14 protein-coding genes are annotated in these 16,083 nt (G+C 74.0%); 9 read left to right on the top strand and 5 right to left on the bottom strand.

Annotated elements, in window-relative coordinates; translation table 11 throughout:
* Nucleotides 1-158 precede the first annotated feature (158 nt).
* On the top strand, nt 159-554 hold the full coding sequence (locus ACFWH7_RS09065; RefSeq protein ID WP_378216175.1) for an NYN domain-containing protein: 396 nt from the start codon (nt 159-161) through the stop codon (nt 552-554).
* Nucleotides 555-621: 67 nt separating this feature from the next.
* Here the strand turns inward: ACFWH7_RS09065 and ACFWH7_RS09060 are convergent, their stop codons facing one another.
* Nucleotides 622-2,439 (bottom strand): AMP-dependent synthetase/ligase, encoded by a 1,818-nt coding sequence (locus ACFWH7_RS09060; RefSeq protein WP_378216173.1) that lies wholly within the window; start codon nt 2,437-2,439, stop codon nt 622-624.
* 260 nt (nt 2,440-2,699) lie between these two features.
* Between ACFWH7_RS09060 and ACFWH7_RS09055 the strand changes: the two genes are divergently transcribed.
* Complete coding sequence (locus tag ACFWH7_RS09055) at nt 2,700-3,647, top strand: ROK family glucokinase (RefSeq protein WP_141387949.1); 948 nt, start codon at nt 2,700-2,702, stop codon at nt 3,645-3,647.
* 55 nt (nt 3,648-3,702) lie between these two features.
* On the opposite strand, the gene ACFWH7_RS09050 is transcribed toward ACFWH7_RS09055, so the two are convergent.
* The gene (locus ACFWH7_RS09050; protein ID WP_378216171.1) at nt 3,703-4,332 is read right to left on the bottom strand and encodes a hypothetical protein; all 630 of its coding nucleotides are present in this window, start codon (nt 4,330-4,332) and stop codon (nt 3,703-3,705) included.
* Between the two features lie 72 nt (nt 4,333-4,404).
* On the opposite strand from ACFWH7_RS09050, the gene ACFWH7_RS09045 reads away from it, so the two are divergent.
* The 3 genes from ACFWH7_RS09045 to ACFWH7_RS09035 all read left to right on the top strand — a co-directional run bounded on the left by ACFWH7_RS09045 (nt 4,405) and on the right by ACFWH7_RS09035 (nt 7,890).
* On the top strand, nt 4,405-5,175 hold the full coding sequence (locus ACFWH7_RS09045) for a lysophospholipid acyltransferase family protein (protein WP_378216174.1): 771 nt from the start codon (nt 4,405-4,407) through the stop codon (nt 5,173-5,175).
* A gap of 125 nt (nt 5,176-5,300) precedes the next feature.
* Nucleotides 5,301-6,527 carry a pyrophosphate--fructose-6-phosphate 1-phosphotransferase gene (locus tag ACFWH7_RS09040; RefSeq protein ID WP_378216170.1) on the top strand — a complete coding sequence of 409 codons (1,227 nt, stop codon included), beginning with the start codon at nt 5,301-5,303 and terminating at the stop codon, nt 6,525-6,527.
* Nucleotides 6,528-6,540: 13 nt separating this feature from the next.
* Nucleotides 6,541-7,890: a class II 3-deoxy-7-phosphoheptulonate synthase gene (locus ACFWH7_RS09035; protein ID WP_047233160.1), complete on the top strand. Its 1,350-nt coding sequence runs from the start codon at nt 6,541-6,543 to the stop codon at nt 7,888-7,890.
* Nucleotides 7,891-7,905: 15 nt separating this feature from the next.
* Here ACFWH7_RS09035 and pknB read toward each other — a convergent pair whose 3' ends face one another.
* Nucleotides 7,906-9,933, bottom strand: a complete 2,028-nt coding sequence (gene pknB / locus ACFWH7_RS09030) for a Stk1 family PASTA domain-containing Ser/Thr kinase (RefSeq protein ID WP_378216169.1) — start codon at nt 9,931-9,933, stop codon at nt 7,906-7,908.
* A 92-nt stretch (nt 9,934-10,025) separates the two neighbouring features.
* Between pknB and ACFWH7_RS09025 the strand changes: the two genes are divergently transcribed.
* Nucleotides 10,026-10,451: an Rv2175c family DNA-binding protein gene (locus ACFWH7_RS09025; RefSeq protein WP_053371271.1), complete on the top strand. Its 426-nt coding sequence runs from the start codon at nt 10,026-10,028 to the stop codon at nt 10,449-10,451.
* Nucleotides 10,452-10,493: 42 nt separating this feature from the next.
* Here the strand turns inward: ACFWH7_RS09025 and ACFWH7_RS09020 are convergent, their stop codons facing one another.
* Both ACFWH7_RS09020 and ACFWH7_RS09015 read right to left on the bottom strand, forming a co-directional pair.
* Entirely contained in the window at nt 10,494-11,672 is a 1,179-nt protein-coding gene (locus ACFWH7_RS09020; RefSeq protein ID WP_378216168.1) for a polyprenyl synthetase family protein, read from the bottom strand.
* Nucleotides 11,673-11,726: 54 nt separating this feature from the next.
* On the bottom strand, nt 11,727-12,299 hold the full coding sequence (locus tag ACFWH7_RS09015; RefSeq protein ID WP_378216167.1) for a hypothetical protein: 573 nt from the start codon (nt 12,297-12,299) through the stop codon (nt 11,727-11,729).
* A 150-nt stretch (nt 12,300-12,449) separates the two neighbouring features.
* On the opposite strand from ACFWH7_RS09015, the gene ACFWH7_RS09010 reads away from it, so the two are divergent.
* From ACFWH7_RS09010 to ACFWH7_RS09000, 3 genes are all read left to right on the top strand, one after another.
* Nucleotides 12,450-13,625: a DUF4192 family protein gene (locus ACFWH7_RS09010; RefSeq protein WP_378216166.1), complete on the top strand. Its 1,176-nt coding sequence runs from the start codon at nt 12,450-12,452 to the stop codon at nt 13,623-13,625.
* A 94-nt stretch (nt 13,626-13,719) separates the two neighbouring features.
* On the top strand, nt 13,720-14,121 hold the full coding sequence (locus tag ACFWH7_RS09005) for a universal stress protein (RefSeq protein ID WP_047233156.1): 402 nt from the start codon (nt 13,720-13,722) through the stop codon (nt 14,119-14,121).
* Nucleotides 14,122-14,392: 271 nt separating this feature from the next.
* The gene (locus ACFWH7_RS09000) at nt 14,393-15,961 is read left to right on the top strand and encodes an RNA polymerase sigma factor (protein ID WP_378216165.1); all 1,569 of its coding nucleotides are present in this window, start codon (nt 14,393-14,395) and stop codon (nt 15,959-15,961) included.
* Nucleotides 15,962-16,083 lie beyond the last annotated feature (122 nt).

The raw sequence follows: 16,083 nt of genomic DNA, 5'->3' as shown, positions 1-16,083 counted from the left end.
CGTCCGCGGCGGGCCCCCCCACCCCGGGGCCGGCCAACCGGTGCCCCGCATCCCCGGGCTCCGCGCCGCCGGGGTAGGCGGCGGTCACGTCCGAGGGGCGCGGGGGGGCCGCGCGCCCGCGGGCGGGGGCGGGGGGCCGCGCGGCGGACGACCCCGCGCTGCTCGGCGACCTTCTCTCCGTCCCGCGCACCCACCTCGTCGTCGACGGCTACAACGTGACCAAGACCGGCTTCGGCGAGCTCACGCTCGCCGAGCAGCGCGACCGGCTCCTCAACGGACTCCTGCGCGTCGCGGTGGGAGGTACCGAGGTCACGGTGTGCTTCGACGGCGCCGACGTCGCCGCCCGTCCCGTGCACGCCCCGCGCGGCGTGCGCGTCCTCTTCTCGTCGGGCGAGATCGCCGACGACCTCATCCGTCGCCTGGTCGCCGCCGAGCCCGCGGGCCGACCGGTGGTCGTGGTGACGAGCGACCGTGCGGTGTCGGACGACGTGCAGGCGATGGGCGCGGTGTGCCTCCCGGCGCAGGCGCTCCTCGCGCGGCTCGCGCGCCGCTGAACGCCGACGGCCCTCCCCGGCGGGTGCCGGGGAGGGCCGTACGGGTGTCGTCGACGACCGTCGGGCGTCAGCGGACCGGGGCGGGACCGTCCACGTAGATCGCCTCCACGTCGGCCGCGAAGTCCTTGAGCACCTCGCCGCGCTTCACCTTGAGCGACGGCGTGAGGTAGCCGTTCTCGACCGTGAAGTCGGTGGTGAGCACGGTGAACTTGCGGATGGACTCGGCCCGCGACACGGCCTGGTTGGCGCGCGTCACGGCGGCGTCGAGGGCGGCGAGCACGTCGGGGTCCTTCGCCGCGTCCTGGATCGACATCGGATCCTTGCCGTGCATGCTCGCCCAGCCCGGCAGCCCCTCGGGGTCGAGCGTGACGAGCGCGCCGATGAAGGGCTTCTGGTCGCCGACGACGACGCACTGGGAGACCAGCGCGTGGGCGCGGATGCGGTCCTCGAGGACGGCGGGGGCGACGTTCTTGCCGCCCGCGGTCACGATGATCTCCTTCTTGCGGCCCGTGATGCGCAGGAACCCGTCCTCGTCGAGCGAGCCGAGGTCGCCCGTGCGGAACCAGCCGTCGACGAACGCGTCCGCCGTGGCCTGCTCGTTGTTGTGGTAGCCGCGGAAGATGTGGTCGCCCTTGAGCAGGATCTCGCCGTCCTCGGCGATGCGCGCCGCGCAGCCCGGGAGCTGCTCGCCGACGGTCCCGATCTTCGTGGTCGCGGGGCGGTTGACGCACGTCGGCGCCGTCGACTCGGTGAGCCCGTAGCCCTCGAGGATGCGCACGCCGATGCCCCGGTAGAAGTGCCCGAGCCGCTCGCCGAGCGGCGCGCCGCCGGAGACCGCGTACTTCGCGCGGCCGCCGAGCGCGTGGCGGAGCTTCTTGAACACGAGCGCGTCGGCGACCTTGTGCTGGAGGCGCAGCCCGATGCCGGGGCCGGACGGCTCGTCGAGCGCCCGGGAGTACGCGATCGCCGTCGCGGCGGCCCAGTGGAAGATCTTCAGCTTGCCGCCCGCCGCGGCCTTCTGCTCGGACGAGTTGTAGACCTTCTCGAACACGCGCGGCACCGAGAGGATGTACGTCGGCTTGAAGGTGCCGAGGTCGTCGAGCAGCGTCTTCGTGTCGGGAGTGTGTCCCAGCACCGTGCCGCCGGCGACGACGAGCACGCCGATGAACCGCGCGAACACGTGCGCGAGCGGCATGAAGAGCAGCGTGCGACCGCCCGGCTCACCGAACACCTCGGGCACCGCCTTCACGGCGTTGACCGTGAGCGAGTAGAAGTTCTCGTGCGTGAGCTCCGCGCCCTTGGGCCGCCCGGTGGTCCCGGACGTGTAGATGATCGTCGCGACGTCGGCCAGGTTCGCCAGGCCCCTGCGGCGGGCGATCTCCGCGTCCTCGACCTCCGCGCCGTCGGCGGTCAGGGTCGCGATCGCGCCCGAGTCGATCGCGAGGACGTCGGACAGCGCGGGGACCTGGTCGCGCACCTCGCCGACGGTCGCCGCGTGCGCCTCGGTCTCGACGACGAGCAGCCGGACGTCGGCGTCCGAGAGGATCCACTGCACCTGCTCGGCGCTCGACGTCTCGTAGAGCGGCACCGGCACGGCGCCTGCCGCCCACGTGGCCCAGTCCAGGAGCGTCCACTCGTAGCGCGTGCGCGACATGATGCCCACGTGGTCGCCGGGCTGGATGCCGCGCGCGACGAGCCCCTTCGCCACGGCGACGACCTCGGCGTCGAACCCGCGGGCGCTGAGAGCCTGCCACGCACCGTCGGTGCCGACGCGGCGCTCGACCATCGGCGCCGCCGGGTCGGCCGCGACGCGGCTCGCGAGCAGGTCGTTGAGGTTCTTCGAGGGATCGACTTCGACGATCCGTGGGGCGCTGATCTCGTCCATTCTGGCTCCAGTGGCAGTAGTCGACGGTGGGAGAACCCTACCCAGTGGCGGTGTGTGCCCGGGACCTGTCGATGTCGGTAGGCTTCAGGTGCTGTGCGCTGCTTGCGCAACGTTTCGCGCGGGCGCGGAGTTCCGGCAGGACGACCCGGGCGCGGGGTCGCGAGCCGTCGTCGTGCGTCGCCCGTGCGCGGGCAGCACCCGCAGCGTGAGGCATCCAGCCAGCGGTTAGTCAGCGGTTACCGAGCGAGTGAGGACGGGACATGCACGCCATCGGTGTGGACATCGGCGGGACGAAGATCGCGGCCGGGGTCGTCGACGAGAAGGGCGAGATCCTCGTCCAGACGCGCCGCGACACCGAGCCCGACGACGTCGCGAGCATCGACCGTGCCATCGCCGACGTGTATGCCGAGCTGACCGCCGAGCACGAGGTGGGCGCGATGGGCCTGGCCGCGGCCGGCTTCGTCAGCCCCGACCGCACGTCCGTGCTCTTCGCGCCGAACATCGCGTGGCGCGAGTACCCCCTCGCGAGGAACGTGCGCGAGCTCATCGGCGACTCCGACGTGTCGATCGTCGTCGAGAACGACGCGAACGCCGCGGGCTGGGCCGAGTTCCAGTTCGGCGTCGGGCGCGACGCGACCGACATGCTCATGCTGACGGTCGGGACCGGCCTCGGCGGCGCGATCGTCGTCGACCGCGAGCTCGTGCGCGGCAAGTGGGGCGTCGCCGCCGAGGTGGGGCACATGCGCGTCGTCCCGGGCGGCCACTACTGCGGCTGCGGCCACGAGGGCTGCTGGGAGCAGTACGCGTCCGGGCGCGCCCTGGTGCGCGACGGGCAGAACGCGCTCATCGCCCAGCCGGACCGCGCGACGCGCCTCCTGGAGATCTGCGCCGGGGACCCGGACAAGCTCAACGGCCCCCAGATCACGCAGGCCGCGCAGGAGGGCGACGACCTCGCGGTCGAGCTGCTCGCGAACCTCGGCCGCTGGATCGGCGAGGGCGCGGCCTCGGTGACGGCGCTGCTCGACCCGGAGCTCATCGTCATCGGCGGCGGCGTCGGCGCGGCCGGCGACCTGCTGCTCCAGCCGGTGCGCCGCGCGTTCGCGGACCAGCTCTCCGCCCGTGGCCACCGTCCCGAGGCGCGCATCGAGCTCGCCGAGCACGGCAACGAGGCCGGGATCGTCGGCGCGGCGGACCTGGCGCGCCGCTGACCGCTGACGACCGGCCGACGGGGCGGCGCGACCAGGTGCGGGCGAGGCCCGGGCGTCAGACGACGGCGCCCGGGCCCCCGTCGTCGTCCCGGCGGTGGGGCATCCGCCAGAGCAGGATCGCGAGCCCGGCCAGGAACGCCCCGCCGCCCACCTGCGCGACGATCACCGGGTACGGACGCACCACGACGAGCACGACCAGCAGGAGGATCGGCACGCCGACGACCAAGGCCCAGGCCATGGTGAGGAGCGGGTCGCGGCCGAGCACGAGCGGCGGGTCCGGCGGCACGAAGTGGCTCTCGGCCTCCTCGAGGTCCTCGACCTCCGGCGTCGTCGGCCAGTCGCGGGGACCGCTGGTGCGGACCCACGGCGCGACCGGGACGGACCCGAGCACGTCGCGGCCGTCGCGCGGCGACGGCGCGGGCCCGTCCGGGGCGTCGGCGGGCTCGTCTCCGTCCTCGGGGCGGCGCGCGGCGTCACGGTCGAGGTCGGACAGGTCGGAGAGCTCGGCCACGATGCCGGCCCACTGCGCGTCGACGTCGAGGGCCGGCTCCTGCGGCGCGTCGTCCTGCCGGGCACCCTCGTCGTCGGGACCGGGGCGCTCCGGGCCCCGCGACGCGTCGTCGGGCGTGGGGTCGGGTGCGTCGTCGGGCTGCGGGGAGTCCGGCTGGGCGTTCGGTGCGGCCATAGGAATCACTCTAGAGTCGGATGCGTGTCCCGCGCCGGGACCCCGCGAGGAGGAACGTTGTTCTACTGGTTCATGAAGCAGGTGATGGTCGGCCCGATCCTGCGGGTCCTGTACCGTCCCTGGACGCGGGGTGTCGAGCACGTGCCGGACGAGGGCGGTGCGATCCTCGCGAGCAACCACCTCGCGGTGATCGACTCGTTCATCCTGCCGCTCGTCCTCGACCGCAAGGTCCAGTTCCTCGGCAAGTCCGACTACTTCACGGGCACGGGGGTCAAGGGGCGCCTGACGGCCGGGTTCATGCGCGGCGTCGGCACGATCCCCGTCGACCGGGCCGGCGGCAAGGCGAGCGAGGCCGCGCTCGAGACCGGCCTGCGCGTCCTGCGCGAGGGCGACCTGTTCGGCATCTACCCCGAGGGCACGCGCAGCCCCGACGGCCGGCTGTACCGCGGCAAGACGGGCGTCGCGCGCCTCGCGCTCGAGTCGGGCGCCCCCGTGGTGCCGGTCGCGATGGTGGGTACGAACATCGCCCAGCCGATCGGCAAGGTCATCCCCAAGCCCATGCGTATCGGGATCGTCGTCGGCGAGCCGCTCGACTTCTCGCGGTACCGCGGCATGGAGAACGACCGCTTCATCCTGCGCGCCGTCGCCGACGAGATCCAGTACGCGATCATGCGGTTGTCCGGCCAGGAGTACGTCGACATCTACGCCGCGACGGCCAAGGCGCGCCTCGCCGCGGGGCACACGGAGTCCGAGGAGGCGGGCGGGGCGCCCGGCGGCCGTCCGGCCCCCGACGTCCAGGTCCCGGAACCGCCGCCGGAGCCCGGCGCGACGTCAGTAGACTGAGCGACGGCCGGTCGCGCAGTGCTCGTGGTGCCCCTCGCGGGGTACGTGCCCGCCGCCGTCGCCGCCACCCCGCCGGACCGCGTCCGTCCGGCCAGGATCCGTCCTACGAGAGGTTCTGAGTTCACATGTCGGTTCGTCGCGTCGCCCTCCTCACCGCGGGCGGTTTCGCCCCGTGCCTGTCCTCCGCCGTCGGGGGTCTCATCGAGCGGTACACGGAGCTCGACCCGGAGATCGAGATCATCGCCTACCAGTACGGCTACCACGGCCTGCTGACCGGCACGAAGATCGTGGTGGACGAGGAGGGCCGCAAGCAGGCCGGCATCCTGCACCGCTTCGGCGGCTCGCCGATCGGCAACTCGCGCGTCAAGCTCACCAACGCGGCCGACTGCGTCAAGCGCGGCCTCGTCGAAGAGGGCCAGGACCCGCTGCAGGTCGCCGCGGAGCAGCTCAAGGCGGACGGCGTCGACGTGCTGCACACGATCGGCGGCGACGACACCAACACGACCGCCGCCGACCTCGCGGCGTACCTGCACGACAACGGCTACGAGCTCACCGTCGTGGGCCTGCCGAAGACGATCGACAACGACGTGATCCCGATCCGTCAGTCGCTCGGCGCGTGGACCGCCGCCGAGGAGGCCGCGGGCTTCGCGGCGAACGTCATCGGCGAGCACCGCTCGGGCCCGCGCATGCTCATCGTGCACGAGGTCATGGGCCGCCACTGCGGGTGGCTCACCGCCGCGTCCGCGGCCGAGTACCGCAAGTGGCTCGACGCGCAGGAGTGGGCCCCGGCCCTCGGCCTGTCGCGCGAGCGCTGGGACGTCCACGCCGTCTTCCTGCCGGAGCTCGCGCTCGACATCGACGCCGAGGCCGAGCGCCTCAAGGCGATCATGGACGAGCAGGGGAACGTGAACATCTTCCTGTCCGAGGGCGCCGGCATGCACGAGATCGTCGCGCAGCTCGAGGCGGCCGGCGAGGAGGTCCAGCGAGACCCGTTCGGCCACGTGAAGCTCGACACCGTCAACCCGGGCCAGTGGTTCGCCAAGCAGTTCGCCGACAAGCTGGGCGCCGAGAAGGTCATGGTCCAGAAGTCCGGCTACTTCTCGCGCGCCGCGGCCGCGAACGCCGAGGACCTGCGCCTCATCAAGTCGATGACCGACCTCGCGGTCGAGTGCGCGCTGCGCGGCGAGTCCGGCGTCATCGGGCACGACGAGGAGAACGGCGACCGCCTGCGCGCGATCGAGTTCCCGCGCATCGCCGGCGGCAAGGCGTTCGACGTCACGCAGCAGTGGTTCGGCGAGCTCCTCGAGGGCATCGGCCAGCCGCTCGTCGCCGCGGCACCTGCCGCGCACTGATCCGGACCACGGGATGACCACCACGAGCGAGCCGGGGACCGACGCCGGGCTCGACCACTTCCGCACGCTCGTCGCGCTCCAGCAGCCGACGTGGCCGGACGAGGCGGCGCTCGACGCCGTCCGGGACCGGCTGGCGGCCTCCGCGCCGCTCGTGGTGCCCGCCGCGGCCGACACGCTGCGCTCCCGCCTGGCCGCGGCCGGGCGGGGCGAGGCGTTCCTCCTCCAGGGGGGCGACTGCGCCGAGACGTTCGCCGAGGCGAACGCCGACCGCATCCGCAACAAGATCCGCACGATCCTCCAGATGGCGGTCATCCTCACGCACGGGGCGAGCATGCCCGTCGTGAAGATGGGCCGGATGGCCGGGCAGTACGCCAAGCCGCGCAGCTCCGACTCGGAGACGCGCGACGGCGTGACGCTGCCCGCCTACCGGGGCGACATGATCAACGGGCACGCGTTCACGCCCGAGGCGCGCGTGCCCGACCCGGAGCGCCTCGTGCAGGCGTACCAGATCTCGTCGGCCACGTGGAACGTCGTGCGGGCCTTCACGACCGGCGGGTTCGCCGACCTGCGCCAGGTCCACGAGTGGAACCGCGGCTTCATGCGGAACCCCGCCTACGCGCGCTACGAGCAGACGGCGTCGGAGATCGACCGCGCGATCCGCTTCATGGACGCGTGCGGCGCCGACTTCGACGCCCTGCGCACGGTCGAGTTCTTCGTCAGCCACGAGGCCCTCGTCCTGGACTACGAGCGCGCGCTCACGCGCCGTGACACGCGCACGGGCGACGCGTACGACACGTCGGCCCACTTCCTGTGGATCGGCGAGCGCACGCGCCAGCTCGACGGCGCGCACGTCGACTTCCTGTCGCGCGTCGCGAACCCGATCGGCGTCAAGCTCGGGCCGACCACGACGCCCGACGTCGCGCTGGAGCTCGCGCACCGGCTCAACCCGGACGACGTCGAGGGTCGCCTGACGTTCGTCACGCGCATGGGCGCGGGGAACGTGCGCGACGCGCTGCCGCCGCTCGTCGAGGCCGTCTCGCGGGCCGGCGTGCCCGTCACGTGGGTCACCGACCCGATGCACGGCAACACCATCACGTCCGCGAGCGGTTACAAGACGCGTCGCTTCGACGACGTGCTCGACGAGGTCCGCGGGTTCTTCGAGGTGCACCGCGCCGCGGGCACCGTCCCCGGCGGGCTGCACGTCGAGCTCACGGGCGACGACGTCACCGAGGTGCTCGGCGGCAGCGAGGAGATCGACGACGCGGGCCTGGCCCTGCGGTACGAGACGCTCGTCGACCCTCGGCTCAACCACCAGCAGTCGCTGGAGATGGCGTTCCAGGTCGCGGAGATGCTGCGTCGTTGACGGCTCGCCGTCGCGTCAGAAGACGTTGATGACGATCGTCGAGCCCTTGGGCGCGGTCCGGCCGTCGCCGCCCGGCGGGTCCTGGGCGTAAACGATGTTGAGCGGGTGGATGCCCTGTGGGTAGCGGATCTCGACCTGGAAGCCCGCATCCTTCAGGGCCTTCTCGGCGTCCGTGACGTTGCTGGTGTTGACGTTCGGTACATCGACGAGCGGGGGCCCGAGCGAGACGACGACGTTCACAGTGTCCGTCCGGTGCGCGTCGCTGCCCTGCTCCGGGTCCTGACGGATCACGAGACCCGCGGCGACGGACTCCGAGTACTCCTCGGTGACCGCGGGCACGAGGCCCTGGTCCTCCAGGGCCTTGACCGCGGCGTCCTTCTGAGAGCCCGTGACCTGCGGGACGACGACGGGCGCCGGGCCGGACGAGACCGTGAGCACGACGGGCACGTCGTGCCGGATCGTGGCGCCCTCCTCGATCGCGTTGCCGTCGGCGTCGGTCACAGCCATGACCTGGCCCGCCGGGACCTCGTCGTGCGCCTGGGCGACGGGATCGCCGACCGTCAGGTCCGCGCCCTCGAGCGCCGACGTGGCGTCCACCTGCGTGGCGCCCACGAGGCCGGTCGGCACCGTGAGCATCCGCACGCCCTTCGAGACGACGAGCAGGACGCTCCCGTCCTTGCGCACCGGCTCGCCGGACGGAGGGTCGGTCTCGACGACGGCACCCTCGGGCACGGTGTCGTCGTAGCGCTCCTCGACCGTGTGGTCGAGGTTCGCCCCGTCGAGGATCGCTGCGGCCTCGGTCCGGGACACCTCGACGAGGCCGTCGGGGACCTGCGTGTACGCGCCCGGCCCGGACGAGAACCACCAGGCCGCGCCGCCACCGACGCCCGCCAGGACGAGCAGGACGACGAGCGACCACACGAGGGCACGACCTCGCCCGCGACGTCGGGCCGTGGCCGGCGGAGCCGGAGGCGGTGGCGGGCCAGGCCGTGTCGTCGGGGCGACGACGTGGCCCACGGCGAGCGGCTCCGTGAGGCCGGCGGCCTCGCGGTCCTGGAGGCTGAGCGCGGCGAGGGGTGCGGTCGCGGCCGAACGGTGCTCCGCCGTCGGGCCAGGCTCCGCGCCCTGGGCGGGGCCGACGGCGCCCGCGGCCGCGGGCGGGTCGACGCGCCGCTCGAGGTCGGCTGGGTCGAGCTCCGCCCGGACCGAGCGGACGAGCGCGAGGGCGGCGCCGGCGTCGGCGGGGCGGTCGGCGGGGTCGCGCGCGGCGAGCGCGCAGAGCAGGTCGTCGACCTCCGGCGGGATCCACGGGGCGACGTCCGAGGGCGGTGGCACGTCGTTGTTGACGTGCTGGAACGCGACCTGGATCGGGGTCGTGCCGGTGTGCGGGACCGTGCCCAGCAGCATCTCGTAGGCGAGAATCCCCACGGCGTAGACGTCGGTCCGCGCGTCGCACGCGCCCGTCGCGATGAGCTCGGGGGAGAGGTAGGCGACGGTCCCGAGGATGGTGCCGGTCGTCGTCGCCGTGACCTCGTTGACCGCGCGCGCGAGCCCGAAGTCGGTGACCTTGAGCCGGCCCTCGGTGTCGAGGAGCACGTTCTCCGGCTTGATGTCGCGGTGCACGAGCCCGGCGCGGTGGGCGGCGGCGAGCGCGTCGAGGACGTCCTCGAGCACGTCGAGCGTGCGGCCGAGCGGCAGCGTGCGCTCGGTGAGCATCGCGCGGCGCAGGTTCGAGCCCGCCACGTACTCCATCGTGAGGTAGCTCGTGTCGCCGTCGAGCCCCTGGTCGTACACGGCGACGAGACCGGGGTGCGTGAGGCGGGCCGCCGCGCGCGCCTCACGGCGGAAGCGCGAGACGAAGTCGGCGCCCGACGCGCCCTCGGCGAGGTGGGCGTGCATGACCTTGAGCGCGACCTCGCGCTCGAGGCGCCGGTCGACGGCCAGGTAGACCGTCGCCATGCCGCCTCGCGCGATGCGCGAGACGACCTCGTACCGCCCGTCGACCAGGCGGCCGACGAGAGGATCGGTCGTCACGGTGGCCACGGGGAGAGTCTAGGTGGCCGGGCGTCGCGATCCGGTGAGCGAGGGCGCGCACGGCGTGGGTGTCGTGTGGAGGCACGCCGTAGGCTTGCCCGGTGACCGACCGTGACCCCAGCCCCCGCCCGACCCTCGACGACCTGGTCGGCGAGTGGCTGACCCTCCCCGACGTCGCCGAGGCGCTCGGCACCGACGTCGGCAAGGTGCGCCGGATCGTCCAGGAGCGACGCGTCGTCGGCGTGAAGCGCGGCGAGCGCACGACGTTCCAGATCCCGGCCCGGTTCCTCGTGCCGCTGCACCTGGTCGACCCGGCGAACGCCGGCCGTCCGGACGAGAGCGGCCGGGTCGGCGTCCTGTCGAGCCTCCAGGGCACGATCGTCGTGCTCACCGACGCCGGCTTCGACGACGCCGAGATCCTCGAGTGGCTGTTCGCGCCGCACGCCGAGCTGGGGGAGCCGCCGTTCGACACGCTCCTGAGCGGCCACAAGGCGCGCGTGCGGCGCGTCGCGCAGTCCGAGCTCTGACCCGCGCGTCCGACGCGCTCGTCCGAGCTGCTCGACCCCGCGTCAGGCGGTGCGCTCGACGGCGGCCCGTGCGAGCAGCCCGAGCATCGTGGCCCCGGGCTCGTCGAGCCCGGCACCGGCGAGGGCCGACGACGCCCGGTCGGTGAGCTCGGCGATGAGCGACTCCACGGCGTCGCGCGCACCGGTCTCGACGAGCACGGCGCGCAGCTCCTCGACCGTGCGCGCGTCGAGGTCCGGGTCGCCCAGGTGCGTGAGCAGGAGGTCGCGCTGCGCGGGCGTCGCCGCGGCGAGCGCGCGCACGACGAGCACCGTGCGCTTGCCCTCGCGCAGGTCGTCGCCCGCGGGCTTGCCCGTGACGCGCGCGTCCCCGAACACGCCGAGCACGTCGTCACGGAGCTGGAACGCCTCGCCCACGGGCAGCCCGAACGTGCTCGTCGCGGCGACGGCGGCGTCGTCGGCCCCGGCGAGCGCCGCGCCGAGCGCGATGGGGTGCTCGACGCTGTAGCGCGCGGACTTCGACCGGATCACGGCCCGCGCGCGCTCCTCGTCGGCCGCGGGGTCGTCGCCCCACGGCAGCACCTGCGCCTGCACGTCGAGGTACTGCCCCACGATCACCTCGGTCTGCATGCGACCGAACACGACGCGCGACCGCGTCGCGACGTCGGTGGGGAGGGCGTCGAGCGCCTCGCCCAGCTCGCGGTGGCTCGCGATGAGCGCGAGGTCGCCGAGCAGGATCGCCGTGTTCTCGCCGTACCGGTCGGCGTCGCCCGACCAGCCGAGAGCGCGGTGCCGCGCCCCGAACGCGCGGTGCGCGGTCGGGTGCCCGCGCCGCGTGTCGGAGGCGTCCATGACGTCGTCGTGGAAGAGCGCCGCGGCCTGGAACAGCTCGAGCGCCGCACCCGCGCGGAGCACGACGTCGCGGTGCGGGCCCTCCGGGTCGCCGCCGTGCGCACGCCAGGACCAGTAGCAGAAGGCGGCGCGCAGGCGCTTGCCGCCGGCGACCAGCTCGTCCGTCGCGTCGGCGAGCGGGTCCGCGTCGGGGTGCGTGGAGGAGAGCTCGGCGCGCAGCGCGGCGGTCGCGACGTGCAGGGCCTCGTCGACCCCGGCGCGCACGCCCTCCCGGTCGACGAGCGCGCTCGCGCTCGGGTCGGAGACGCTCTGAGCGGCCTCCGAGGCGAGGGGCTCGGGCGAGGACGAGGTCGGCAGCGACGGGTTCGGCACGGGGGCAGCCTATGCGGTGCGGTCGCCTCGGGGCGTCGTACCACGGTCGGAGCCTCAGCCGGCCGCGACCTGCCCGCTGATCGTCACCAGGCGCTCGGTCTCGTCGTCGAACACGCCGACGGCCAGCGACTCGGTGGGGGAGTCGGGGGCGGGCGTCCGGACGAACGTCGTGAGGGACGTGAGCGCGCTCGGGACGCTCGAGGGCGACACCTCGAACCCGGCGGCGCCGAGCGCGTCGGTGTAGTAGGCGGTGAGGGCCTCGACGGGCTCGTCGGAGCGCAGGTTGAGGGTGACGTCGACGAGCGTGCCGTCCACCGTGGGCCTGGCCGAGCTCGCGAGCACCTGGGCGCCCGGGGGGACCGTGACGAGCTCCGCCGGGAAGCCCTCCACGAGGTCGCCGACCGCAGACGCGGCGTCGTAGTCGGGCAGCGGCGTGCCCGGGACTCCGGCCGCCTCGGACGCCGGGGGCTCCGGCGTGCCGCGGGGCCCGGCTGCCCCCTGGACGTCGTCCGGGTCGGACCGGCAGCCCGCGAGCGTCGTGCCGAGCAGCGCCACGACGAGGACGACGGCGGCAGCACGAGCGGACGGGTCCGCTCGCCGCGCGCGGGCTCGGGTTCGTGGTGGCACGCGCACACCGTAGTCACCCGGGCCTCCGCGAGCCACCACCGGCCCCGGGGCTGGACCACAGGCGCGTTCCGGGGCGTCGCCGGACGCGGGGCGTCCACAGGCGTCCGCGCGCTCTCCCCGCGTGGCCCCGGGACGGGCTGGGATGGGCTCATGACCACCCTGATCCGGGCCCAGGGCCCGCGCGAGCTCCTCGCCTACGTCCCCTACCGGCTCGGCTACCGACCGCAGGACAGCGTCGTCCTCGTCGGGCTGCGCCCACCGCGCGGTCGGATCGGCCTCGTCGTCCGGGTCGACGTGGCCGACGTGGCCGACCTCGAGCACGGTCCGCAGCTCGCGCGGTCCGTCGTCGGACACCTCGCCGCGGACGGCGCGGAACGAGTCGTCCTCGTCGTCTACACGGACGCCCCGCTGCGGTCCGGCGGCGTCGAGGCCGCCGTCGCGAGGGCCGCCGTCGAGCACTGCCGCGAGGCCGTCGAGCCGCACCACGGCCCGGTGGACGTCTGGGTCGTGGCGCCGAGCGGCTGGTACGCGCTCGACTGCGTCGAGGACGAGTGCTGCCCGCCGGGCGGGCGCCCGCTGCGCGAGCTCGAGTCGACCGAGGTGGGCGCGCACATGGTCCTCGCGGGGGCGGCGCTCGCGGACTCGCGGGAGGAGGCGCTGCGGATCCCGCGCGCGGGTGCCGACGAGCGACGGCGTGCGGCGCGTGCCGCGCGGCGGGTACGGGACCGCGCACGCGGGGGCGTCCCCACCGACGCCGGGGCAGATCCGGACCCCGTCGCCCGTCGGGTCGAGAGCCTGGCCGAGTGGCGCGCGGCGGTCGCCCGCGCGGCGCAGCACGCGCGGGACCGCGCGGGGGGCCAGGCACCCGACGCGCGAGCCGGGGCGGGGCTGCCTCCGGCCACGGTCCTGGGCCGGCTCGCGGCCGGGCTCGAGGCGGTCCCGGTGCGCGACGCCGTGCTCGTCTCGCTCGTGCCCGGGACGGACGACCTCGCGGACCGCACGGTGCGCGGCGGCGACGTCGACGCCGGGACGGCCCGCGCGATCGCGTCGATCGTCGACCCGGCAGCGGGACTGGCACCGGACCCGGCCGTCACGGGACCGGTCCGCACCGTGCTGGAGGCGGTCGTGGCCCACGCGCCGCGCGGGAGCACCGCGCCGGCGCTCACGCTCCTCGCGCTGGTCGCCTGGTGGCACGGGGACGGCGCCCGGGCGGGACGCCGGCTCGACGAGGCGCTCGCGGAGGACCCGACGTACCGGCTCGCCCTCCTGCTGTCGAGCGCGCTCGACGCCGGTGTGCCGCCGGGCTGGATCCGCGCCGACGTGTGAGCCGCGGCGCGCGGGTTCGGGTAGGTTCGACCGCAACACGACCTGCGGTCGCCGCCCGCGGCCGGCCGCGCCCACGAGCCGATCCGGAGGACACATGAGCGTCGTCGTCGCGCACCTGAGCACGCCCGAGGGTCGCGAGGCTCTCGACAGTGCGGCCACCGAGGCGGTCCGGCGCGGCACCGAGCTCGTGGTCGTGGTCACGGAGGGTTCGACGTCGACGCCCGAGCTCGCCGCCGCGCACGAGGACGACCTGCGCCGGGTCGAGGAGCGGCTCGAGGGGACGGGGACGACGCTGCGCCGCGAGCAGGGGACGTCCGACCTCGCCGACGACCTCGTGAGCGCAGCCGAGCGCGCCTCCGCGGACCTCATCGTCATCGGCCTGCGCCGCCGCAGCCCGGTCGGCAAGCTCATCCTCGGGTCGAACGCGCAGCGCATCCTGCTCGACGCGCCCTGCCCGGTGCTGGCCGTCAAGCCCGAGCGCGCCGCGGGGGCCTGAGCAGGGAATCTTCGCGGGTGCCCGGCCGTTGTACAGGCCAGGACCCGGGTGACGGACGTCGCCGAGACGTGGTGTGCGGGACCGCCGAGCGGCGGTCAGGTCCGACCTCACCCCGTGTCGCGGCGTCCGGTGCACGGATCGCCGGTACAATATAGGTATCCGCCAGAGCCCGACGACTCACCGTGAGAGTCCACGAGAAGCCCGCACTTCACGGTTCACGTCCCCGCTCCGGCGGCCCTACCGCCCCCCATGATTGCCGAAAGGTCGGTTTGTGGCGCCCTCAACCCCGATTTCCGCACTCCCGCGAGAGTTCGAGCACCCCGCCCTGCAGGAGCTCCTGCGGCGCGGCAGCGCGAACGGTCGCGTCGACGCCGAGAGCTTCCGCACCGCGTGCGAGCAGGCCGCCGTCAACGACGCCAAGCGGCTGAAGGCGGTCTTCCGCGCGCTCGCAGGCGCCGGCGTCGAGGTCGACATCCCGACCACGACGAAGGTCGCCGCGGCGGCATCGCCGCGCAGCACGACGACCGCGCGCACGAAGCCCGCCGCCGCGAAGTCGACGTCGTCGACGACGCGTCGCACGACGACCGCCACCAAGGCCGCCTCGGCGACCGAGGGCGACGCGGCCGAGGCTGCGCCGTCCACCGGACCCGCGAAGCCCGCCGCCCGCAAGACCGCGGCGAAGGCTCCGGCCAAGGCGAAGGCGACGCCCGCGCGCGCCAAGAAGAAGGACGACGCCGAGGACGACGCCGAGGTCGAGGTCGAGGACCTCGAGATCGACGTGACCGAGGACGAGGAGGACGCGGCCGCGGACTCGGGCGCGAAGAAGCCCGCCGCCGGTGCCGCGACCGAGGAGCCCGAGGAGACGGGCTTCGTCGTGTCGGACGCCGACGAGGACGACGCGCCGGTCCAGCAGGTCGTCACCGCCGGTGCGACGGCCGACCCGGTCAAGGACTACCTCAAGCAGATCGGCAAGGTCGCGCTGCTGAACGCGGAGCAGGAGGTCGAGCTCGCGAAGCGGATCGAGGCCGGCCTGTTCGCGGAGGAGAAGCTCGCGGCCGAGGGCGACGACCTGGACCGCAAGCTCAAGCGCGAGCTGCAGTGGATCGCGCACGACGGCAAGCGCGCGAAGAACCACCTGCTCGAGGCGAACCTGCGTCTGGTGGTGTCGCTGGCCAAGCGGTACACGGGTCGCGGCATGCTGTTCCTGGACCTGATCCAGGAGGGCAACCTCGGTCTGATCCGTGCGGTCGAGAAGTTCGACTACACCAAGGGCTACAAGTTCTCGACGTACGCGACGTGGTGGATCCGCCAGGCGATCACGCGCGCGATGGCGGACCAGGCGCGCACCATCCGTATCCCGGTGCACATGGTCGAGGTCATCAACAAGCTCGCGCGCGTCCAGCGGCAGATGCTGCAGGACCTGGGTCGTGAGCCCACGCCGGAGGAGCTCGCCAAGGAGCTCGACATGACCCCGGAGAAGGTCGTCGAGGTCCAGAAGTACGGTCGCGAGCCCATCTCGCTGCACACGCCGCTCGGTGAGGACGGCGACAGCGAGTTCGGTGACCTCATCGAGGACTCCGAGGCGATCGTCCCAGCCGACGCGGTGAGCTTCACGCTCCTCCAGGAGCAGCTCCACCAGGTGCTCGACACCCTCAGCGAGCGCGAGGCGGGCGTCGTCTCGATGCGGTTCGGCCTCTCCGACGGGCAGCCTAAGACGCTCGACGAGATCGGCAAGGTCTACGGCGTGACGCGCGAGCGCATCCGGCAGATCGAGTCGAAGACCATGTCGAAGCTGCGACACCCGAGCCGCTCGCAGGTCCTGCGCGACTACCTCGACTGACGTCTCGCCCTCGGCCGGGCGGGCCGGCCGGGCGGGGGGGGGGTAGATGCACGTGGCGCGAGTAGACGCCGGGGGAGGAGCCGGGGGGGCGGGGGGGTGGTGGGGGGGGGTGGGGGGCGCCC

The organism is Cellulosimicrobium cellulans (genome assembly GCF_042723955.1).
GTDB classification, from domain to species: Bacteria; Actinomycetota; Actinomycetes; order Actinomycetales; family Cellulomonadaceae; genus Cellulosimicrobium; species Cellulosimicrobium cellulans_H.
This window is presented reverse-complemented; position numbering and strand designations above follow the sequence as displayed.